This is a genomic window from Barnesiella sp. An55, assembly GCF_002161555.1.
GTDB lineage: Bacteria > Bacteroidota > Bacteroidia > Bacteroidales > Barnesiellaceae > Barnesiella > Barnesiella merdipullorum.
In genome coordinates, this window is the sequence record NZ_NFHZ01000018.1 from 1 (window position 1) to 22,828 (window position 22,828).

At 51.4% G+C, this 22,828-nt stretch carries 16 protein-coding genes and 1 tRNA gene; 7 read left to right on the forward strand and 10 right to left on the reverse strand.

What is annotated here, in order from left to right; all coding sequences use genetic code 11:
- Positions 1-515 (forward strand): hypothetical protein (locus B5G10_RS10760; RefSeq protein WP_206396571.1); only part of this gene is annotated, 515 nt, incomplete at its 5' end.
- Positions 516-801: 286 nt separating this feature from the next.
- On the opposite strand, the gene B5G10_RS10765 is transcribed toward B5G10_RS10760, so the two are convergent.
- The gene (locus B5G10_RS10765; RefSeq protein WP_158098815.1) at positions 802-1,686 is read right to left on the reverse strand and encodes a helix-turn-helix domain-containing protein; all 885 of its coding nucleotides are present in this window, start codon (positions 1,684-1,686) and stop codon (positions 802-804) included.
- 163 nt (positions 1,687-1,849) lie between these two features.
- On the opposite strand from B5G10_RS10765, the gene B5G10_RS12755 reads away from it, so the two are divergent.
- The 6 genes from B5G10_RS12755 (at position 1,850) to mdh (ending at position 6,854) form a co-directional block, all read left to right on the forward strand.
- Entirely contained in the window at positions 1,850-2,005 is a 156-nt protein-coding gene (locus B5G10_RS12755; RefSeq protein WP_164470665.1) for a hypothetical protein, read from the forward strand.
- A complete protein-coding gene (locus B5G10_RS10770; protein ID WP_087424735.1) occupies positions 2,002-3,111 on the forward strand; it encodes a hypothetical protein in 1,110 nt (369 codons plus the stop codon). Before B5G10_RS12755 ends, B5G10_RS10770 begins: the two co-directional genes overlap by 4 nt.
- Before the next feature lie 138 nt (positions 3,112-3,249).
- A tRNA-Ser gene (locus B5G10_RS10775) sits at positions 3,250-3,340 on the forward strand.
- 294 nt (positions 3,341-3,634) lie between these two features.
- Positions 3,635-4,930, forward strand: a complete 1,296-nt coding sequence (locus B5G10_RS10780) for a hypothetical protein (protein WP_143241130.1) — start codon at positions 3,635-3,637, stop codon at positions 4,928-4,930.
- Between the two features lie 182 nt (positions 4,931-5,112).
- Positions 5,113-5,724, forward strand: a complete 612-nt coding sequence (locus B5G10_RS10785) for an L-threonylcarbamoyladenylate synthase (RefSeq protein WP_087424737.1) — start codon at positions 5,113-5,115, stop codon at positions 5,722-5,724.
- A 191-nt stretch (positions 5,725-5,915) separates the two neighbouring features.
- The gene (gene mdh, locus B5G10_RS10790; RefSeq protein WP_087424738.1) at positions 5,916-6,854 is read left to right on the forward strand and encodes a malate dehydrogenase; all 939 of its coding nucleotides are present in this window, start codon (positions 5,916-5,918) and stop codon (positions 6,852-6,854) included.
- Between the two features lie 97 nt (positions 6,855-6,951).
- Here mdh and B5G10_RS10795 read toward each other — a convergent pair whose 3' ends face one another.
- From B5G10_RS10795 to B5G10_RS10840, 9 genes are all read right to left on the reverse strand, one after another.
- A complete protein-coding gene (locus tag B5G10_RS10795; RefSeq protein WP_087424739.1) occupies positions 6,952-7,668 on the reverse strand; it encodes a hypothetical protein in 717 nt (238 codons plus the stop codon).
- 8 nt (positions 7,669-7,676) lie between these two features.
- Positions 7,677-9,239, reverse strand: coding sequence for a C25 family cysteine peptidase (locus B5G10_RS10800; RefSeq protein ID WP_087424740.1), 1,563 nt, complete (start codon positions 9,237-9,239; stop codon positions 7,677-7,679).
- Positions 9,240-9,251: 12 nt separating this feature from the next.
- Entirely contained in the window at positions 9,252-10,001 is a 750-nt protein-coding gene (locus tag B5G10_RS10805; RefSeq protein ID WP_087424741.1) for a C25 family peptidase propeptide domain-containing protein, read from the reverse strand.
- Between the two features lie 114 nt (positions 10,002-10,115).
- Positions 10,116-11,096 carry a tail fiber domain-containing protein gene (locus tag B5G10_RS10815; RefSeq protein ID WP_087424743.1) on the reverse strand — a complete coding sequence of 327 codons (981 nt, stop codon included), beginning with the start codon at positions 11,094-11,096 and terminating at the stop codon, positions 10,116-10,118.
- Between the two features lie 374 nt (positions 11,097-11,470).
- The gene (locus B5G10_RS10820) at positions 11,471-12,865 is read right to left on the reverse strand and encodes a DUF5723 family protein (RefSeq protein ID WP_087424744.1); all 1,395 of its coding nucleotides are present in this window, start codon (positions 12,863-12,865) and stop codon (positions 11,471-11,473) included.
- A gap of 13 nt (positions 12,866-12,878) precedes the next feature.
- Positions 12,879-14,642, reverse strand: a complete 1,764-nt coding sequence (locus B5G10_RS10825; RefSeq protein ID WP_143241131.1) for a hypothetical protein — start codon at positions 14,640-14,642, stop codon at positions 12,879-12,881.
- 291 nt (positions 14,643-14,933) lie between these two features.
- Complete coding sequence (locus B5G10_RS10830; RefSeq protein WP_087424746.1) at positions 14,934-20,735, reverse strand: alpha-2-macroglobulin family protein; 5,802 nt, start codon at positions 20,733-20,735, stop codon at positions 14,934-14,936.
- A gap of 77 nt (positions 20,736-20,812) precedes the next feature.
- The gene (locus tag B5G10_RS10835; RefSeq protein ID WP_087424747.1) at positions 20,813-22,003 is read right to left on the reverse strand and encodes a dicarboxylate/amino acid:cation symporter; all 1,191 of its coding nucleotides are present in this window, start codon (positions 22,001-22,003) and stop codon (positions 20,813-20,815) included.
- Positions 22,004-22,037: 34 nt separating this feature from the next.
- Positions 22,038-22,721: a phenylalanine--tRNA ligase beta subunit-related protein gene (locus B5G10_RS10840; protein ID WP_087424748.1), complete on the reverse strand. Its 684-nt coding sequence runs from the start codon at positions 22,719-22,721 to the stop codon at positions 22,038-22,040.
- Between the last annotated feature and the right edge of the window lie 107 nt (positions 22,722-22,828).

The following is a 22,828-nucleotide window of genomic DNA, read 5'->3' on the forward strand; positions in this document are numbered from 1 at the left end:
GAGGACTAACAAAATTCTGTTTAACGGCTATGAAAAAGTGTATGATTTATGTGTTGCTGTCACTGATAGGTGTACCAACCATACAGGCCCAAATGCTGACCTATGAAGAGATAGTGAAAGAAATTACGGTTCATTTGCCCGAAATGAATATAAAAGACTCGGTCTTTTTACAAGAGATAGACTCCAAGATTTTCAATTCGGGATGCGCTTGCTTGGACTACGAAGGTGCCGATGTATTTAGTGTTAAATCGAAAAGGCAAGACGATGGAAGCTATTATCTCATATTCTCGATATCCTCCTCTCCAGGAGCCAGGGATGGAACGGGATATTTCGAATACAACGATTTCCTTTTTGTTTGGCATGGTGATCTTCCTCCATATCTATATGAACGAACGGGGAAAAAAAGAAGATTCACATATCAACAATATGTCCCAACTATAATATGTGATTGGGGAGATTTCTATTTCAAATACTCTCGTGGAAAGATGGAGATAACCGGGCTGGGGTGCTGGTGATAACTTATGAGCCGTAACCGGTTTTTGTATGATAATCAGGAGAAACGACATGGCGTTACCGCCATTCCGTATCGAGATGAGAAATTCAGGAATACCGGCAGACGAATACCTGCAGGAGGCATTCCCCACTCATTCATCTCCTGGACCCCGCATCGTTGTGCGGGGTGACGGGGAGAGTCATACCGCGCTACGACGCGGTATCCAGGAATTTTACTCGGTATTCTTTTCCGGCTACACGTCCTACCTGTTGCTGGACCCCGCATCGTTGTGCGGGGTGACGGGGAGATTACAAGCGGGTGTGTTGTTTGCGATAGGCGCGGGGCGACAGGTCGGTGACCCGTTTGAAAAATTTGCCGAATACCGATTGTGAGGGGAAGTGCAGGCGGTTGGCAATCTGCTGGATATTCAAGTCGGTCGAGAGGAGCAGGGCCTTGCACTCGGTGACGACATGGGTTTCGATGCAGGCGAGGGCCGTTTGGCCGGTCTGTTGCTTGACAATGACCGATAGGTATTTGGGGGTGATGCAGAGTTGCGACGCGTAGAAGGCGACCTCGCGCTCGGTTTGATAGTGGCGTTTGAGCAGGAGCATGAATTGCTGGAACAGATTCTCTTGTTTGGTGGCCGGCGTTACCTCGCTGATGTCGTGCAGCTTGTAGGAGTAGCTGTAGAACATGGCGAGGGAGAGGTGTCTGACGGCCTCGAGCTTGAAGGTGTTGAAGGGCGATTGCAGCAGGGCCTCGAGCATATCGAGGTAGCGGGTGAAGGCCTGGCTGTCGTGGGTGAGGTCGATGACGGGTTGACGTACAATAGACCGGTGCAGAGAGCCGAAACTGCCGTACTCCTTGAAGAGGCTGGCCGAGAAGGCTTCGGACATGATGATGGTGTAGGGCTCGGCTTCGTCGCTGAGCGTAATCAGTTGGAATATCTGCCCGGGCGTGACGGTGAAGAGGCAGGGAGCCTGGGCTTCGTACTCGACCCAGTCGGCCATGAAGGTGCAGTGCCCGGAGGCGAGAAATACCGAGAGGGTCATGTCGAGCCGGAAGGACTGGTCGATGAAGTCGGTTTCGCGCGGTTGTTTCACGATGAGGGAGTCGTTGCCCACGCGGCAGTTGCCGGGGGTATGGGCGTCGATTCGCTCTTTCCATTGCAGGTAGGGTATGGGTTCTCGCATGGTTCTCACTTTTTGTTCATAAGGCAAATATATACCAAAATATTTTATTGTTTTGTCCTGTTTGGCGATAAATAGGAAAAATATACCAATTCTCTGTTGCTTCGTGCCAATAAGCGGTCGATGGGGCATCTACCTTTGCCGTAGAATTTAATCCATAAACGATATGGGAACGTACAAATTGAAAACGGGCAAAGTCGAAGTGATAGTAGTCGATGCCTACAAACGGCTCGAAAGGAGCGTAGTGAGAGGTTATGAACGGATAGAAAAGAAGTTTGTCGATCGGTTTCTCGAGCCGGTAGAGAAGGAGGAGCGGCCATGATGATAGCGAATCCCCAGGTGACTCTTGCCGACGAGGCTCGTGCCGGAGTCGATGAAGCTGTGCGCAGCGGTTTTCTCGATTGGCTCCATCAGTTCTCGCTGACGGGCGACGATGGTGAACTCTATTCGGTGGGCGGGGCCATTCTCTCGATGAGCCTCGAACAGCTTGATGTAGTTTCGCTGACGGTGGCCCGGGGCAAAGGGCAGGCCCGCCAGTTGCCCGAGTCGATTTACAAGGTGACCGAATATCCCGGCATGCTGTATGAACGCATGTGGCGCCAGCCTGCCGGTACACTTACCATCGAGCGGGGCGACGACTGTGTGCGGGTGAGCTGCGGCCCCCAGTACCGGGTGGAGTGTTTTGCCGACCACTCGTGGCACTTTCTGCTCGACTCGCTCGATGGGACCTATCGGGCCTATTTGTGGCATCGCCCCTCGGGGTGTCCCTTGTGGTACGGGCGGGAGACTCCGTCGTACCTCACCCAGCACAGCATCACCTATGGCTATAACTGGGCGGGGGCCGTCACGGGCGAGATTGTGCTGAACGGTCGGGCTATCCGGATCTCGGGGCTGGGTATTCGCGAGCGGTATGTAGCCGTCGATTCGTGTGCCGCCGAGATCGGTGGCTGGGAAGACTGGGGCTGGGTTGCGTTTGACGAGATGCACGCTTCGCTGTATGACATGCGGCTGGGCATGAAAGATTTCGCTCTGTACGACCTGGTCAACCGGCGTTATTACCCCGAGGGCAAACTCACAGTCACGCACGAAGATTGGGCTTTCTTCAGGGAGCTCGACGGCTTTATCCCCACGACCTACCATATTGCTATCGAGGTGGCCGACGGCCGTTACGAGGTGGAGGCCCATGTGTGCAATGCGACGACCTGGGGGGCCACGCACCGGGTGCCCGACAACCCGGTGGCTACGCTGACCTTCGGTCGGGTGACGGGGACCTTTACCCAAAGCGACGGCCCGGGGCTTGTACTGACGGGTGGCCGCGGCACGATGTCGATACGCCAGTGGCATGCCTATCCGCATATCCTCCCCCGCGAATTGTATGTCGATGCCGAGGAGAAGGGGGAGTGCCAGAACAAGTTCGACACACTGTAAGTGTCGGGGGCGAGGTGGTTTCCGGAGCTCTTGTCGGGGGATGGCGATAGAGGTGGGTCTCGCACTATTTTTGAAAAAACTTTCGTCGAACCCGAAATTTGTATTATATTTGCACCGCTTTCAAGGGAACAACCTTATGGAGTGATGCTCGAGTGGTTGAAGAGGCACGCCTGGAAAGCGTGTATACGTCAAAAGCGTATCGGGGGTTCGAATCCCCCTTACTCCGCCAAAGCCGTTGCGACAGAGTCGCAGCGGCTTTTTTGTTGGGAGTGACTGATTCTCATTTGTTTGACTGTCGGGCTCAAATTTTCTGTGCTTTTCTCCACAAAATAGGTCTCTCGATACAAACTTTTTTTGTACCTTTAACCTCTGTAAACATAATAGCAATTAATAATCATGTTAATCGGGGGACTGTCAACTTCATGTTATTGCTGCATCTCCTTATGTCTTTTATTGCTGAACTGTTTGAAAATCAATAAAAACCATATTTATATTAATTTTTTTAGTTAAAAACAACAAGAAAATGAGGACTTTTAGTTTGAAAGGAAAGGTGCTGCAAAAAGTGGCGCTGCTGCTTTGTTTGGCTTTTATGAGTATTGTTCGGGTGTATGGACAATCTTTGGATGGAGTATGGACCGGAAGTGACTCGCAGGGTGGATCGTTCTGTTCGGTCGAGTTCAATTCGGCCCGGACGGCTTCGTTGAATCCCTATAACGATGCTTCGGAGTGCGACGGGTTCATGCAGGTTTATGCCGTAGCCGAGACGGGGCAGCGCATGCTACTGTCCACCTACGAATTTTATATTGAGGGTAACGACGGTGAGAGTGTGAAGTTGAGATACAACAGCGGTCGTAATGGTGCAGATGATCCGTCGGAAGGTACTTGCACGGCCAAAGTCAATGACGGGAAGTTGTCATTCTCGATCCTTCGGCAATCGGGTGGAGCTCCGCTGTTCAAGGATGTGACGTTTGCTCAAGATGGAGCTACGGTGATCTCGCCCGAATCGGCCGAGAGTAAAGGTAGCGGAGGTCCCACGGTCATGGATTATGTGATTGGTATCCTTATTATACTCGTATTCCTTGGCTGTGTAGGTCATATGCTTTATGAATTGTTCAGAGGGGCCCGATATAAAAAGGTGTTTACGGTCGATGATATGAAGGCCGCTCGCGTTTTGGCCAACAAGCCCGAGAATATGAGCGATGAAGAGGAGGCCCAGGTAATCGATTTGCTCGACCGTGTATTTGAAAGCTGGAGTGTGGTTGAGCCCGATGAGAATGGTGCCGAGATGCGTAAACCCACGAAGATGAAACAGATCAAGGCTTCGGTACAGTTGCTCGACGAGGCCATTGCTCTGCAACCCACCTCCGAAGAGCTGGTAACCCGCATCAACGAACTGGCCGATGTCATCAACTCGAATGAGAAACGTTACTTCAACGGATCCAAACGATTGATATGGGTAGGTGCCATTGTGGGTATCGTGTTCTGTTTCATAATGTTGCAGATGGGTATTACTATTTTGCTTTCTACCGTAGCTTATGTGCTGGCCAGTCGCACGCCGGCTTTCTTGATAGACAAGCGCTCGACCCGTGGCGGTAGCTTTGCCAATGGAATGATTGCCAGTGTATTTGCCATGATAGCCGGGGCGAGAACGATACGCACGGTAACCACTTACAGCGATGGTCACAAAGAGGTCGATGATGACCACACGGAGCATTGGGTTGCTTGGGCTTTGGCCCTCGTCATATTTGTGGTAATAGCCGTATTGATGTACGTCTGGGCATTCTTCAACTATTTGAGAAATTATGTACTTTATGTATAAGGTTCAGGAGAGGTAGTGATTCTCTTCCCGAATTCCTATTCCGGTTGATGGGCCGTGCCAGTGATGGCACGGCCCTTTTTGTGGGTATTCCTTATTTTTAGGGGCGGGAGGCGAGGAATAGAGCCTTAAATATTGTTGAAATATAAAAAAATGACTATCTTGGCGAACCTTAAGCCGGAATTATGAAGCGATTGAAAATCTATGAAGAGAACCCCAGTGAGAACGAGATAGCCAAGGCGGTAGAGGTGCTGCGCGACGGTGGCATCGTGATCTATCCTACCGACACGATTTATGCCCTGGGGTGCGACGCCCTTAACGTGAGGGCCGTGGAGCGGATTTGCCAGATCAAGGGCATCAATCCGCAGAAGGTGAATCTGTCGATTATCTGCCGGGAATTGAGTTGGGTGAGCGAGTATGCCAAGATGAGCAACTCGTATTTCAAATTGCTGAAACGGAATCTGCCCGGACCCTTTACCTTTATTCTGCCCACGAGTGCCTCGTTGCCCAAGATCTACAAGAACCGCAAGACGGTGGGGATACGTATTCCCGACAATGCCATTACACTGGCTTTGGCCGAGGCGCTGGGTAACCCGTTGCTTACCACCTCGGTTGCCATCGACGAGGAGGAACCCGAGTATGGCACCAATCCCGAGCTGATTGCCGAACGGTATGAGCCGGTGGCCGACCTCATTATCGATGGCGGCGAGGGGGGAACCATGCCCTCGACCACGGTCGATTGCACAGGCGACGAGCCGGTAGTGCTGCGCGAAGGGAAGGGTGAGTTGGAAATATAGGTTTGAACTTTAATGTAATCTATTGATATATAATCGTGTAACTGCTGTTAACTGGCGATTAAAGGATTATGCAAAGTTTATAAAAATTTAATTGTGGAAATTTTTCCATAATGTCGAAATAGTTGTAATTTTGCGAAACAGAAAGAGAGAAAAATTATTATTGTATAATTCACTTTATAAACTTAACAATTATGTCTAAAGTATCGGTTATCGGAGCTGGAAACGTGGGCGCCACTTGCGCAAACGTATTAGCATTCAGAGAAATTGCAGATGAGATTGTTCTGCTTGATATTAAAGAGGGCGTGTCGGAAGGCAAAGCCATGGATATGATGCAGGCTGCTGTTACGGCAGGATTCTCTTCGCGTATCAAAGGTGTAACCAACAACTACGAGGCTACGGCCAATTCGGATATGGTAGTAATCACCTCGGGTATTCCTCGTAAACCGGGTATGACTCGTGAGGAGTTGATTGGTGTAAACGCCGGTATCGTGAAATCGGTAGTCGAGAGCGTATTGAAATATTCGCCCAATGCCGTTATCCTGTGTGTAAGTAACCCGATGGATACGATGACTTATTTGATTCACAAAGTATCGGGTCTTCCCAAAAACCGCATCATCGGTATGGGTGGCGCCTTGGACAGCTCGCGCTTCAAATACTATTTGAGCCAGGCTTTGAACGCCAACCTGTCGGAAGTTGAAGGTTTCGTAATCGGTGGCCACGGCGACACGACGATGATTCCTGTTACCCGTTACGCTACATACAAAGGTATGCCCGTATCGGAATTGCTGAGCGCCGAGGCTCTGCAAAAAGTTGCTGCCGACACGATGGTAGGTGGTGCTACACTCACCGGTCTGCTGGGTACTTCGGCCTGGTATGCTCCGGGTGCTGCTTCGGCTTCGGTAGTTGAGGCTGTACTGGGCGACCAGAAACGTCTGGTTCCTTGCAGCGCTTTGCTGGAAGGCGAATATGGCGAAAGCGACCTCTGCATCGGTGTTCCCTGTGTATTGGGTCGCAACGGTATCGAGAAAGTGGTTGAACTGAAACTCAACGACGCCGAGAAAGAGGCATTTGCCAAGAGCGCCGCTGCCGTTCACAAGACCAACGCTGCTCTTGCCGACGCTCTGAAATAAGGAATAACCCCGTTATATTTCGTTAGGCTGCCGCCCGGTGTACAACCGGGCGGCAGTTTTTTTGTAGAGGGAGTGGAGGGGGATTATGGTTACCGCCTCAATGAGGAATCTTTATATATTCATTCTTATACAGTAGTATCCCGTCGCGGCTGTATGATACTAAATCGGTTCGATAGAGCGAATCGAACGGAGGGTCGAACAAGCCAAATACGCCCGATGTCGAGGTCAATCCATATAACAGCAGATTGTATTTTTGGCAGCTACTTCCATCCTTTAGTGTAATAGTCTCCAAAAGTTCCGGTTCAATCTCTTCGGTTACCGGGCCCCACCACGAGGCATATTGAATGGTTTTACCCGGTTCCCACCCATCAGAAGGAAAGGTGTATAACAAGACTTCCTGTTCGCCTCTTCTTAGGTAGATGCTGCCCTGGCTGTCTTCCCGCAGATATCCGCAGATTTCTCTCTCCGATTCATCAGAGAAGGAGTTCCATCGGTAAATGTGTTTTACGGTGTACTCGATGGGCCAATATAGTTCCCCGTCGATTGTTTCGGAGGGTAACAATGTGTATCGGCTGGCTGTGTATTTTACATATATTTGATTCTCCAGGGCTTCGATACTGTCGGGTGAGAGTACGGGCCGTAAGACCGCCAATACACTGTCGAGGTTTATATCGGTATTTTGTTGGCGCACTTCTTCCCACACGATTCCTGCCGATAAAAAACGGTTTTTAGTGCTTGTATCTGTACTGTCACAGGCTACACATAACGATAGCAGTACGATTGCTCCTATTATTTTGTAATAGATATTTGTCATAGTTATTATTAATAAATTTGTAAAGCTCCCATTTTTTCACATTCAAAATTACCTTGTATTATAACATCACCAGTTGCATCTATAGTCATATCTCCGCTTTCTGATATAGATAGGTCTGTTATAAAAATATTTTTACCGACAACCGCACATTTCTCGTAAATACGATTATTTGATATATGAACATCTTCATTAAAGAAATAGGGTACAAAATTAGGTCTTGTAACACTTATTTCACATGGAACACCTACATCTGTAAAATATCCATAACTGCAATTTTCTATAACCTTGTAGTATGATTTTCCATTATCTGCTTTTGAGCAAACGGTTATCCTACAATTTTCTACTCCAGTTCTTACATTCATACAGTTACCAAATTGTGAAACTTGGACTTCTTCAAAAAGGCTTGGTCTCTTTGAGTATATTTCCATTGTAGGATCCCCAAAATAATGGAATATTTCATTGGTATATTGATTTATATTATAATTATCATTCCAAAGTTGACTCATCCTTAGTAATCCATAATTCAAAGCATCTCCTAATCTATGAATTTCACTATGTTCATTTGTTGTGGGATTGGATATTCCTCCGCTTCCGAAGTTAGGTAGTAATCCTGGCTTTGGCCAAATAGCATCTACTATACCTATAGCTAAAGCATCATTCCATCCTGAATAGCTATTTTCAGATGCTGCAAAAATTCCCGCAGCTCCGCCATTAACTTTTTTCAGAAGATTTTCTGCAAAGCAATTTTCTGAAAACATTCCTGTTTGGCAACTGATGCTGAAAAAAATTGGTAAAACGGTATTTTGTAATAGCGACAAATCATAATTATCAAATGATGGAGCAGCCCATTTTGTATAGTGCCCATGACCTCTGTAAAATACATAATAACACCCTTCATTTATTATTTTTGATATGTCATATTTATCGCCATCCCAAGCATAATTAGGCTTTTTAAGATATTCTGGGAATATTGGATTATTGGCATATTGACCCGAATTATAAAATAGTGGAGTATTATAGGGTTCTGTGCAATATACTTTTCTTACGCCATATATTTGACTCATTAGATAATTCCCAATTTCTTCATTTGTAAGAATAAATCTTCTACTTTCTCGATTCCCATTATCTGTTTGGAAATAACCGCACATTAATCCTTTATAATCAGAATAGTTAAGTGAAGGCATTAGTTGATATTTTTTCAGTTTATCAAAAACACTTTGAGCTTCAGTTAATGTTTTTACAGGTATTCTTCCTCGCCCGACATCTGCAGTGTAATCATTTTCTCCATCCATACATGCATAATATAAATCTGTATAGAATCTAACTAAAGATCCATCAAAAGAGAAATTTCTGGTTGTGAATTCCCCCGGTACATCAATATGGTCTCCTACAATAAGTAAGTAATCAAATTTACTTCTATGAAATATTGTATGAATACTATCTTTAACTTCATTAGAATCTTTCCATGATTGCTTTGATACTATTTGATAGTCAATTCCTATTGTTTTTTTCCATTGGATGTATGGTACTATTGCACTTAAATATTTATCTATGGAGACTTCCGAGGTCAACCGCCTCGCCTTTTATGTAGGTACTATTGCACTTAAATATTTATCTATGGAGACTATTAAGAGGTTAGGTGTCTTTGAGGGCTGTGTCACTTTACGGATTAGTGATATATTACTCTTTTGTGACTCTATATTCTTATAATTATTAAACTCCTTTGACGAAAAATTTTCTTGTGATAGTGTAATTTTATATTTAATTCTATTATAGCATCTTATTGTTCGAGTAACGGGATTATATTGTATTGGATAAATACCTATTCGTAGTATAGGTATCCCTTTTGATATTTGATATCCTTCTTGTTCAATGATGTTATTAGGCAAAAATGTATTATAAGAATATATAGTACTATCTTTGTAAAAGTATGAACTTATACTTGAATCTGTTTGTGGCTTTTGTATTGGATAAAGCAGATATTCAGAAAAATCTTGGTAAGAAGATGAAATAAGTTCAATTGCTATATTTGTTGTATCAGATAGAGGTAGATAATCTCGATAATATGGTAATGCAGGAGCTCCAATCTTTCCAGTTAAACCAAATCCTTTTATTCTAGGAATTGTGTATAAATCTCCATTTATTTCTGTAGGAGAGATATTACACGAGGAAAAATTGAAATCAACAATGATAGAATTATTTTCTGTGTATTCAATTCTTTTTGGAGATTCTAATTGAGAACTATTTATACTATCATTCTTATATCTTATGATAGACCCTTCTACTGAATATATTGTAGAAAAGAGCAGCAAAATAAATATAAACTTTTTCATTGTACGTCCCTTTGCTCTATTTGGTCAATATCATACGTTTGCTGTCAATCTCTTTCCCGTCGGCTATGAGTGAGTAGATGTACATACCGGCCGAGAGTTCAGAGCCTTGTAGTGTTACCTGGTTTTCACCACGTTCGGCAATTTCGATTCGGCGTATCTGTGCCCCTTGCATATCGTAGATGTACAGGTCGGCCTGAACCTTTCGTAAGGCAAGGCAAACCGTATGGAAGTAGTCGCACTGAAGGGGTTGGGACTATTCTGATAGAGTGTGGGAACGATAGCACTCTCCGGTTCGGCCGAGGCAGTATTCCGTTGGGATTTGTGAAGCGGAGAAGCAGTCTCGACATCGCCGTTTTTCAAAGCGACCAGCTCTTGCTGCAACTGGGTAATCACAATCTCTTGAGAGTCAACTCTGGCTTGAATTTCGTTCAGGGCATTTACAATCAGAGGAATCATGCCCATATAATCGACATACATATAGCCCAACGAATCGGTTCGTACCAATTCGGGGTAAACCTCTTTGACCTCTTGAGCCAAAAATCCAAATCGGGTGCGGTTGTCGTTTTTGATGTTTATCATGCGATTCCGGGTAGAATCGGAAGGCGCAGCGTTTAAGCGAAAACTAACGCTTGTCAGTTGTTCCAATCCGGACAGGGTATTGGTGAGAGGGGTTACATTATCTTTGAATCGGCTGTCGGACAGGCTGTAAAAATTACCGATGACATCGGACGAAAAATAGACCTGATCGCCGTAAGTATCAGCATCGTATTGCATAATCGAGCCTGCATCGGAGGTCATTTCTATGCCCGATGCCCCGTGCAGATGCAATCGTGGAGACTCTCGACCATCGGTTCTTTCGGGGTAGCGGCCCACAAAAACATCGAGGTCGGATTGATATGCCGGATATCTCGAATTGAAAGAGATGCGGGATGTTCCAGACATATTGGTGGGGTAAAGACTTATATCGGCATTACCGATTGTGTTTTCACCGTAGTTGCCGACCAAGATTTTGCCCTCTTGTTCTATTTTCATCTGCCCCATTACACTGGCAGAGAGACTACATACAGCAGCTAAAATAAATAATCTGGTTTTCATAATAGGTTAAGTTTGGGTTTTTAGAATATTAAGGTTATAATCGTTTGTCTTTTCGGGGACTGTGAATACGGAGAGTATTCTATACTTCTACAAAGATAGCGAAAGTTTTCGACGAATCTATTATTATGCAAAAAAAACATATATTGGTTAAAGACTTTATCGGGTGTGTGGTATGGGTGTGGTGGGCGGTTCGCTGCCCGGTGTCTGAGAGGAGGGGTGGAGCGGGCAAAAGTCAGAGGGGGCGGCTGGGTGTACCGCCTCCCCGGAAATCTTTTTAGCGGGGAATTTTTGGCGAACTTGAGGGGGTAATAAAAACGGGGGCCATCTCAAGTTCGGTTTGAGATGGCCCCTTGGAATATGGATTGTCGTATTGTTCAGATTTTATGTTTCTCCCCGAAGGTGATGTTGAAGCCGAAGCTGAGGTTGGCCCGGGCGTGGTTGATGGGGATGAACTGTTTGGAGTACTGCGTGGCAAAGTAGTCGGTGCCGACGAAGAAGTTGAAGCCCGGGGCACAGATGTTGAGGATGGCGCCTACCGAGCTGCCCATGTTGGATACCGACCCGTTGACGGTGAGGTGCAGGGCCGAGAGGGGGCGGAAGTTGATGGCCGCCATGCCCTCGGCATAGGTGCGGTAACCGACGAAGCGGGTGGTGGAGAGGAGACCGAACGAGATGGCGTTGTCGAGCACGGCATACTCGGCACCCACGCGCAGGGTGGTGCGCAGCGAGTTGCTCACCGACCGGGCGTCCGTTTTGTAGAACTTGGTGAGGGCCTTGAGGTCTTCGCCCAGTTGGTCGGCCTCTTTCTTGAAGGGGTTGTCGCCGTTCTCGTCGTCTTTGGCACCGATGTTGTCGAATCCCGAGAAACGGAACTCTTTATTGGGGTCGGTCTCGGCGCGGGAGAGGTTGTTCCAGCGCATGAAGCCGATATCGGTGAGTGCGGCCGAGAGGGTGAGGTTGTCGATGAGCTTGTAGGTGGCACCCAGGTCGAATCCCAAACCGAAGCCGGCCAGACCGAAGTTGTTCCCCAATTTGTAGTTGGTGATTTCGCCCGTTTCGGGATCGGTTGTGAGATTGAGAAGCGAGGAGGCTTGCAGGTGTCCGGCCTGTTTGATAATCCATTCGTCTTGCGACATGGTGATATCCATGCGGTCGATGCGTGCCTCGGCATGAGCGGCACCCAGCAGCACCTTGACTCGGGCGCCTACGCCCAGTTTGTCGGTAATGTCGCGAGCGTGGCCGAAGGCCAGTTCCAGATAGTTGTTGGAAGCTACGGTCACGTTGCTCATGTCGTAGTGGGTTACACCGGTCGGTTCTTGTCCGGTTTTGAGGAACTGGAACAGCTCTTTGGGCAGGTAGGCGCCGGTGTTGCTCTTGAGGGCGAGGTTGAAGGTGTTCTGTCCACCCCAAGCCCAGAACCCGAAGGAGATAATGTCCAGACCCAGGTCGAGCTCGAGGGCGTTGTCGTTAGCGAGTTTGCCCAAGAACTCGTCGGCCGGAACGCTTTCGTGGAGGAAGGTTACCAGCTTGTTGTCGCGCGGGTAGAGGAAGGTACCCAGTCCCAGGTTGGAGTTGACACCCAGGTAGAAGTTGCTGAGCACGGGCATGCTCACGTAGTTGTTGGGGGTCTTGAGGGCCGGATTCAGTTGGTTCCTCTTGGTCATCTTCTCCATGAAGTAGGAGGAGTTGAGGGTATTTTGAGCCGAGACTCCGGTAGCCACGACCAAGGCGATGGCAATGCTTGCCAGATGTTTTATGGTGTATTTCATCTTTCTTTTGCGTTTAGTCCTTTAAATCTTCTAAGTCCAGTTGGGCTCCTTCGGGGAGTCGGGCCGAGAGGTGTACGACAACAAACTGGTCGGGCCTCAGGGTGACGTCGTTGTTGTTTTGGTTACTGCCTTCGATTTTGAGAGCCAGTTTATCGAGCTCTTGCAGGGCCCCTTCACGTTCCTCCTTGATGTTGAGGGTTACATGGGTCGATTGTATGGATTGCTGCGTTCCGTCGCTGTTGGAGGCAGCCTCGATCTCTATGCTTTTGGGGAGGGTGAGCCCGGTAATCGGGTCGCCGTTGACATCGCGCGGAGCAATCGATAAGGTGAGTCCCAGGGGTACGGCGTTGTCGATTACGGCATTGACCTCGAGGTGCTTGATCTTACCGGATACGTCGGAGAGATCTTTGTGCAGATTGTCGATGGTATCGGTGTAGAAGATGCGCAGGTTGTCAAACTCGAGCGGCACGTTTATGTCGTAGTCGATATCGATGTTGTAGTCGCCTTTTCCCAGATCGATGGTTTGGTCGTTGGTTTCGCTCTCGACTTTTACCTCGGTTACCTTGATGTCGAGTTGGTCGGGGATGGTGCTGAGCAGCGAGGTGAGCGATCCAGACAGAATCTCGGACGAGTTGCGGTTGATGTGGAATGTGCTTGTTTCCCCGCCGGCAATTTTCATGGCCAGCTTCACCACGTTGTTGTTTACAATCTGGCCGTTCTCGTCGAGCGGTGTGATTTCAAAACTGGCCGAGATGGGGGCTCCAATGGGGTTCTTGACCGAGAGGTCGAGCGAGAGGTCTTTTATCTCGAGCGAGGTCCCCTCTTCCTTGAGGAAGTCGGGCAGATCGGAAAGTGAAACCGAGGTGTTGATATTGACATTGGGCACGATAGTCCCGGCTACGCCTTGGATGCGAATTTGGGGCGTGGAGAGCTTGAGGTCGGGTTGTACCGACACCGTAGTGTTTTCGAGGTCTTCGGCCCCTACGGTCAGCTTGTCGGCATAGACTTTACCCCGCAAGGCGATTTCGTCTTTGAGGATGATCGAGCCGTTTTCGATGGTGGGGTTGGAGAATCCAAGTATGGTTAGCGGGATGGATACATGTCCTTGGCCCTGGCTCAGTTCGATGGTTTTCGAGATGAATATCGAGGAGTCGTTGCGCACAAGTTCGCCATTTTCGACAATGTCGAAGTCGATTACATCGGGCAGCACCAGTTCGACACCAGCCAGGTAGAGACGAGGCAGGAAGGAGGGCATGCCCGAGATGTCGATGGAGAGTTCGGTTTGGAGGGGATCTCCGTTATAGTCGGTGATTTTGACGCACTTTACATCCTTTACCTCGGCCGGCAGTTCGGTATCGACATTGAAATTTTCGGAGGTGTTGATATTGGCTTCGAAGGCGACTTCGATGTCGGGGATATCCAGACCTGGAATTTGCGGCAACACGGTTGTGGCGGCTTTGAATTCTCGCACGTAGGGATCGAAGTTGGGGTTGAAGTCGTCGATGATAACCTCGTCGATGGCGTCGATGTCTTCAGAGATGTTGTCCGACTTGGTGATTACATACCGCCCGTCGATTACGTGGAGTACATCACCCTCTTCAATCATTCGGCTTAATCGAATGGTATCGGTCTGACCGATGGGCAAACTCAAATTTCCTCCTACACTTACTTCCAGATCGATGTCTTTGCTGAAATCATAATCTGAATCGATACATGAAGCGAACGAGGAAAACAGTCCTAAGCATAAGCTACTTATGACAAACTCTTTAATTTTCATAAAACGTATTGAATCAAATTTATTTACCAATGAGAGATCCTCTGTTTCTGACTGCAAAGGTATCTCTTTTTTTATAATATCTATATTTTTTTCATAGAAATGGCTCTTTTATAAGACTATGTGAAATTTATAAAAAGAGCTCTCTATGACGCGGTGTGAGGCTGATGGGTTGGTGTGGAAATAGGAGGTAGGTCGAAAGGTTGGGCTGGTGGGCCAGGGAAGAAAAGAGACTCCCCGTCCGGCCAGGTGGTCGAGCGGGGAGTGTGTGTGGGCGACGGGCGGTTGCCGGTGTTACTTCACGATGATCGTCTGTGCCGGGGTGCGGGCAATCAGTTGCGGGGCATAGAGGCATTGTATGGTCGAGAGTCCCTGGGTATAGTCGCCGGGGCGATCGACGTTGAGCTCGTAGGTGATGACGTAGGTGCCTTTGGGCAGGAAGTCGAAGTAGAAACGAGTCTCGGCATTTTTCACCTCTTGGTAGTAGCAGATGCGTTCGCGGCAGTTGTAGCCCGATAGCTGATCGACAGGCTCGAGGCAAGCGGCCCGGGAGTCGGTGAGGCAGACGAATTGCAGGTCTTGTCCGGCGGTGATGGTGAGCCGTATGGACACGCGGTCGCCGGTCTTGAGGGCTACGGTGTTGAGGGGTACGTAGGTGCCCGACGGCTGGCGAACGAGTATCTGCCGGTCGATAGCCAGTTCTTTGACCGATGCGGCCGATACGTTTTTCACATCGTCGTAGTATTGCCAGTAGAGGGCTCCCCACGAGGGTTGACGGTGGCCGGTCGAGATCACGGCCTCGGCGTCGGCTGCCGTCACCTGGTTGCCCGACAGGGTGTATTCGGTCAATCCCACGAAGGGCTCTTCGGGGGTATATTTCATCTCTTTGCCTCCCCACACGATGATGGGCTGGGTCGAGTCGGCCGCCAGCCAGTCGGTGCCGCCGTAGAGCAGGGCATAGATGGCCTCGAGAGTCGAGGGCACCGATTCCCAGGCGTTGGTCTGCTTTTGGGCAAGCAGCCAGCGACGCATCTCGTCGAGTTCGCTGGTGACGGGCTCGACTGTGGCGAAGGCGGCAATGAGGGCGCATTGCTCCTGCACGGCACTGTTGTTATAGCCATAGGACGAGCGGTTGTTGGGCCAGAACATACCCTTGTCGGGGGTAGTCACGGCATATTGGCGCAGCGAGGCGACAATCTCGCGGGCTACGTCGGGGAAGCCGTATTGTTGCAGCGCCATGGCGGCGTAGGCCTTCTCGATGGTCGAGAAGTTGACCCATTGCTTGAGTTTCTCGACCATTATTTTGTGCAGCCCGAGCATGTTGCCGGCGAGCGGGATGTCGAGGTAGGAGGCGCGCATGTGTAGGTAGCAGATGTCGTTGTAGGTGAGTGGCGCATTGGGCTCGCGTCGGCGTTGCCGCTCGATGCATTGGTCGAGGTACCCGATGGCACGGGTCTGCATCTCGTGTATGGTGCTGTCGTCGAGGGGTATGCCCAATGCACGCATGCGGGCGAAGCTCTCGAGGATATTCATCGTGACCCATTGGCTGGCGGGCATCCCTTTGAACCAGCTCCAGCCGCCTTCGCTCTCTTGGAGATTCTGTAGCTTGAGGATGGCTTCACGCGAGAGACGGTCGGCCCGGTTGGTGTCGAAGAGGGTGGCCAGTTGTTGCATGCGCTCGGTTTCGTTGTCGGCCTCGAGCACCCAGGGGGTAGCCGAGAGCAGTACCTGCTTCAGTTCCTCGTTCTGAGCCAGGAGCGAGGTGAGGTTCTTGTTGCCGGACGCTTTCCACGACTCGATGGCCCGGGCTATAATCGGGTTGTTGCGGGCAATCGTCGAGGCGAGGCTGTTGGCATAGAGTGTGGCCGCAATCGAGATGGCGTCGTTGCCGTCGATGTCGGTGAGGGGTGGCAAGGCCTGTACGGCATACCAGGCGGGATTGTTGCAATATTGCAGGGTCATGCGCACACTCTCGACAGAGGGTGATTCCAGTTTTTGTTCCATACCGGGCATGACGATGGGGGTGGTCTGTTCACCGCTGGGGATGTAGAAGGGCTTGCTGTCGGTTACCAGCACACGGGTAGGCAACACGGGCAGAATCTGTTGTTCTCCGTCGCTGTATTGCAGGGTCGAGGCTTTGACGCGGAATCCCAGCAGCTCGATTCCGTCGGGTACTGTAAAGGTGTAGTCGATGGTGCGGCTGTTGCCCGGGTCGATGATGAAGGCCGATAGACTGGTGTTAATCACCTGCTCGGTGTAGGGGTCGAAGAGTTCGAAGCGCACGGTGCCCTCCTGGTGGGTATCGCTTTGGTTCTGTATGGCGGTGGCGATAGTCACCTTGTCGGCCTGCCGAACGAAACGGGGCAGGTTGGGCGATACCATGAGCGGCTTGCTGGCAACGGTCTGTGCCTCGTATTGGCCCGAGAAAAGTCCCTCTGTATAGGCCAGGGCCAGGAATTGCCAGGTGGTGTTTTCGTTGGGTACGGTAAACGATAGGGATACCTGTCCCAGCGAGTCGGTTGTGAGCGAGGGGTAGAAGAAGGCCGTGCTTACCTCGCTGGTGCGCAGGGGCTCGTCTGCTTGGGTGCCGCCGGTCTCTTCGCTGGTTTCGAGCGACGTCGAGGCCGAGCCCTTGGCCATCGCGTTGTTGGCGCTCTTGGTCACAACCACTTCGTCGAGTGCAAGTCCGGCTTCGGCTTCATTGATTTGTATGCCCGATGCTACCGCATTGGAGGTGAAGATGGGGAATCGGCTGCTGCGACCACTCAGCAGGTTGAGATAGAGGAACTGCGTGGCCGTCTCTTCGGGGATGGACAAATAGTCGGGACGAACGTCCACTTGCAGTTGACGGTTGTAATGGTGGTCGGTCGTGGGGTAAGTCGAGATGCGGGTGTAAGGCACCGGAGCCGGTGCGCTGAAGTCCCAGCGGTGCTTGCGGATGGCCTGCATCGAGGCATCGAACATCTCGGCCATGAAGCGTGCCGTGACGGGATTGCCCTGAGCATCGGTTACCGAGAAGGTCCAGTTTTCGAGATTGCCCGGCTGCAGTTTGTTACGGAACGACTCGGTTTTGATATTCAGTTTGCGGTCGGGTACAGCCTGTCGTATGGTCACCTGGGCTCTCTTTATCTCGCCGTCGCGCACGGTGAGCAGACTGATGGTGGCGAGGCCGCCGAACGACTTGTCGAATTTGACCGACAGCGTTTTGCAGCTGTTGCTAAGCTTGAGCATGCGGGTCTCGACCAGGCGGTCGGGGGTGTAGATGGAGTAGTAGATATACCCTTCGCGCAGCGAGGTGCCCACGGGTATCTTCACCGTCTCGCCCACCTCGGCCGTGATGTCGGTGCGAGGAAGCCAGATTTCGGCAAAGCAGGGCGGCTGTTTGTCCTTCTCGCTGTAGAGCACGAAGTTGCACTCCGAGCGGATAATTCGTTTCGACTCGTCGTTGCTGAAGGCTACGATGCGATAGGGGCCCGAAGCCCATTTCGAGAAGTCGGGATAGAGGGCGTGGCCGTCGGCGCCGATGGTTACCTCGCCTACCTGCATCTTGATTTTGAGGCTGTCGAGCGGTTCATCCTCGGCGTTGTAGAGCGAATAGAAGACAAGCCGACAGGCCCGATCGACTTTCTGCCCGTTGAGGGTGCGCACCTGGGCCTTGATTTGCCCGGCCGATTTGAACTTGTCGAGGTATTGGGGGGCGGTGACGGTGATGAAGTAGGGCGAGTCTCCTACCTGCACGGTGGTCGATTGCTCTACCGTCTCGCCGGTGGGGGCGGTGACGGTCGCTTCGATTTGATAGATATAGGCTTGCTCGCGGTTGATATTCTCTTGGAGGGCATCGCGTTGGGGAATGAAGGTGATAGCGAAGTTGCCCGATGCATCGACCGTGGTGGTGCGGGTCTCGATCTCCTCACGTTCGACAGGCAGGTAGAAGCGGAAGAAGAGGTTGGCCTGCCGGTAAATCGTGTATCGTACCGAGGCTCCCGCTTGCGGCACACCGCTGTAACTGCGGGCCGAGCCTTGCAGGGTGACGGGTTTGCCAAAGCTGGTACCTTCGGTCACCGGTTTGAATTCGACGCGGAACATGGGCAGCTTGTATTCGGCTACCGAGACAGAAATCTGGTCGCCCCACGACTGGTTCACGCGCAGGGTATAGTTGCCCAGCAGGTTGCCGCGGGGAATGACAAACGAACCGGTGAACTGGCCGTAGGCGTCGGTGGTAATCTCGACCGAAGCTACCTCGCGTGACGAGGGGTCGAGCAGGGTGACCGTGCAACGTTCGTTGGGAACGGTGCGGCTCTCGCGGGTCGAGTTGATGTAGCGGATGCCCGAGAAGTAGATTGTCTGTCCCGGGCGGTAGAGCGAGCGGTCGGTAAAGAGCTCGGTGTTGGTTTCGTTGTCGTCGCGGTCGTAGATACCCGGCGATGAGAGTCGGGTGGCCGGTGCGAAGCGGTCGAGCGCGGTCGATACCTGGGCAAAGAGGAATCCTTCGCTGTTGGTATCGATGAGGCAGAGGCCGTTCTTGTCGGTGCGGAGGCGGGCCTTCTCGGTGGCGTCTTTGCCTTGGTAACTGTCTGAAGCGTAGAGGGTCACATCGGCTTTGGACAGAGGTTTGCCCGTGCGGGCATCGACGGCGAGCAACTCGATGCGTTTGTCGGAGGCGGGTCGTGTGATGACCTTCACGCCCGAGACGGTGTAGTAGCTGGTCGATTGTTGGGCCTGCCCGTCGATGAGCATCTCGACTACATAGAGGCCGGGGCCGAGTTGCGGGAAGGCGATGCTTTGTTGGCGCGGCACGAGCGAGAGGGTGTCGCCGATGGCGTAGTCGTGGTTATAGACACAATCGTCGCGGTTCCAGTTCTGAGGCGTATAGTAGTAGGTGTTCTGCTCGGTTATCGAGAGGGGTTTAGGCTGCCGGTAGATGCGCAGGGTGAGGGTGTCGATGTTGCGATATGAAAGTTGCACGCTGTCGGTCTCGCCCGGATAGGCTACGCTGGGCAGGGAGGTATAGGCCTCGTGGGCGGTGAAGGTGTTGCGCAGATTCACCAGTATGTTGATGTTGCGATATTTGGGGTAGGCTGCAATCCACTGGTTACAGAGGTCGAGAGCCCGGCGGGCACTGTCGTAGCGGTCGGTATCCCACAGTCTCGATGCAAGAGTCGAGGCTACTTCGACCGAATAGGGCTTGTCGCGATAGCTCTCGAGCAAGTTGTTCAGCAGCTCGATGTAGTTGCCGAAGAGCACCTCTTTGTCGTCGTTGTAGTAGAGGTTCTCGTCCAGGTATTCGAGGCGTTGCAGGTCCCACATCATGAGCGGGGCCGAGCCGGTTTCGGCGGCATGGGCCTTGAGGACATCGGCATAGAGTTGGAGAATGCGGCCGTCGGGCTGCTTCTTGCCGTCCAGGGCGATGGTTGTAAACTTCTGTGCCGGTACCAGCAACTCTTTGCGGGCAATCGGTTGGACAGGCGAGTAGCTGCTCTCCTGCTTGTAGAGGTCGATGGCTTCGCCCACCACGAAGTCGTAGAGGGTGGGGCGGAAAATCGAATCGCAGCCGATGGTGAGAGCCTGGCGATAGGCACTTACCGGCGTAGCCAGCAGTTCCTGTACGGGGGCTGTGGCCTGGGTGAGGAGGGTGTCGATTTTGGACATGAACATGTTGGCGCTCCAGGTCTCGAGCGGCTGGGAGAAGTCGTCGATCTCGTCGCGCAGGCGTATCCGGTAGTTATCTTCGAGGTAGAGGTGGTACAACCGGGCCGAGATGAGGCGCAGCAGACTCTGCTCGACGGGGTTTTTCGAACGGTCGGCCAGCGATTCCGTCTGGCCGATGATGGCGGGGAGACTGTCGCGGTCGATGAGTAACTGGGCCGCCGACTGTTTCATGAGTGAGGCAATGACGGCTGGTGCATCGTGTTGTGCCAACGCCCGTTTCAGGTCGATGCTGGCCGAGTCGAGGGCATCTTTGGGCGCAACCTTTATCTGCTCTTCGGCCGATAGTTCTTGTTTCATAGAATCTGATGTGTGGGTCAGAGCTCGGGCTCCGACAATCGCTCCTAATGAAAAGAGAGTAGCCACGATAATCCATGTTCCTTTTTTCATATGCGATATGTTAATATATTGGACTTTTATATATAAAATTTACTTAACAGTGTATATCTATAAAGATGCCATAGCGGTCACGAACGCTGCATGAGGTGTCCGCTTTTCCCGTTGATGCGATCGACAACCACGGCGATAGCACCGTCGCCGGTTACATTGCAGGCGGTCCCGAAGCTGTCCATGGCGATGTAGAGGGCTATCATGAGGGCTTGGGCCGTGTCGTCGAAGCCGAGCATTCCCTCGAGCACACCCAGGGCGGCCATGATGGCTCCGCCGGGTACACCGGGGGCAGCTACCATGGTGATGCCGAGCATGAGGATGAAGCCACTGAAGTCGAGGGTGTGGATGGGCATACCGGCCATCATCATGATGGCCATGGCGCAGGCGGTGATTTTCATCGTACTGCCCGACAGGTGTATGGTGGCACACAGGGGAATAACAAAGGTGGCGATGTTTTTGCTTACCCCGTTTTTAAGCGTTTGGGCCAGCGTGACGGGTATGGTGGCTGCCGACGACTGGGTGCCGAGTGCCGTGGCATAGGCAGGCAGCATGTTCTTGAGCAGCCGCAGGGGATTCTTGCGGCCGATGAGTCCGGCCAGCGAGAACTGGATGAGCAGCAGAAGAATGTGCAGGATGAAGATGACTACGATGATTTTGACAAATACCGAGATGATGGAGGCAACCTGTCCCGAGAGGGTCATGTTTAGGAAGATGCCGAAGATGTGGAGCGGCAGCAGCGGGATGATAACCTTCTCGATGAGCAGGGTGATGATGTCGCGCAGGTCGGCAGCGGCCATGCGCAGGGTGTTGCCCTGTATAGCCGACAGTCCCAGCCCGATGCAGAAGGAGAGGAGCAGGGCGGTCATGATGTCGAAGGGGGCGGGCATCTCGACGGTAAAGAAGGGTTTGAGGGTTGTTGCGCCCGTGTTGCTGATGGTGGTTGTGGCTTCGGTCGAGTGGGCAATGAGCCGGGGGAATACGGCTTCGCCTGTGAAGTAGGTGAAGAACCCCGAGAAGACGGTGGAGCCGTAGGCGATGAGTGCCGTGATGAGCAGCAGCCGGCCGGCCCCTTTGCCCAAGTCGGCAATGGCCGGGATGATGAGGCCGATGATGATGAGCGGGATGATGAAGTTGAGGAAATTGCCAAACAGCCCGTTGAAGGTGACAAACAGGCGGGCAATGGGTATCGGCAGGAATTGCCCCAGCACGATGCCGGCCACGATGGCGATGAGGACCTGTCCCAGAAGCGAGATGCGGAATTTTTTCATAATCGGTAGTTTGAGAGGGGGAGTTGTGATGAGGTTATTGTGCGAACTGCGAGGCGGGGACGATTGTTGTGTGGATGTCGGTAGCCGAGACGAATTGTGTCAGCAGCTCGACCGTCCAGTCGATGGTCTCGTCGAGAGGCATCTCCTCGCCATAGGCGTTGATGAGAAGCAACAGGCTGCGGGTGTCGAGAGAGATCTTGGTGCGCTCCTCGTCGCTGGTGGGTGTGCCTATACCGCCGGTGTGGTCGCGGTAAACGGGCAGCCCCTCGATGTTGAGCACGCCCCGGCCTATGCCGTGAAAGAGTTCGCCTTCGCGACCTACCCCCAGCGTGAGGTTGTCGCCGTCGATGTGGTCGGCATCGAAGGCTCCGATGGAGTAGCCTGCCCGTATGGAGACGAGATTGCCCAAATCGACCAGCGTGTCGATGCGGTAGATGCCCATCCCTTTGACAATGCGTCGGCACAGAGCTTCGGATGATACCCGGTAGCGGTTGGGGTCCTTTCCAAAGGCCCGGTAGGCCTTGCGGGTGGCTTGTATGGCGGGGCGTTTGTTGATTTCGTCGAGTCGGTAGGCCGAGGCGATGTGCGACTCTTCGGCTCCGATGAGTTGCCACAAGGCCGGGTCGCTCTCGCTGTTGACTACGCGGGCCTGAATGACTCCGATGCGCAGTGCCGGGCAGGTGGTGGCAAACGCCTTTTCGATAGAGACGGTTTTCATGGATAATGAGTTTTCCCCAAAGGTAGTGATAAATTTCTTTTTTCTATCGGCGAGTAGGGCCTATTCCTGCGAATCATGTTATATTTGCAAGAGTTGTTACGGGATAT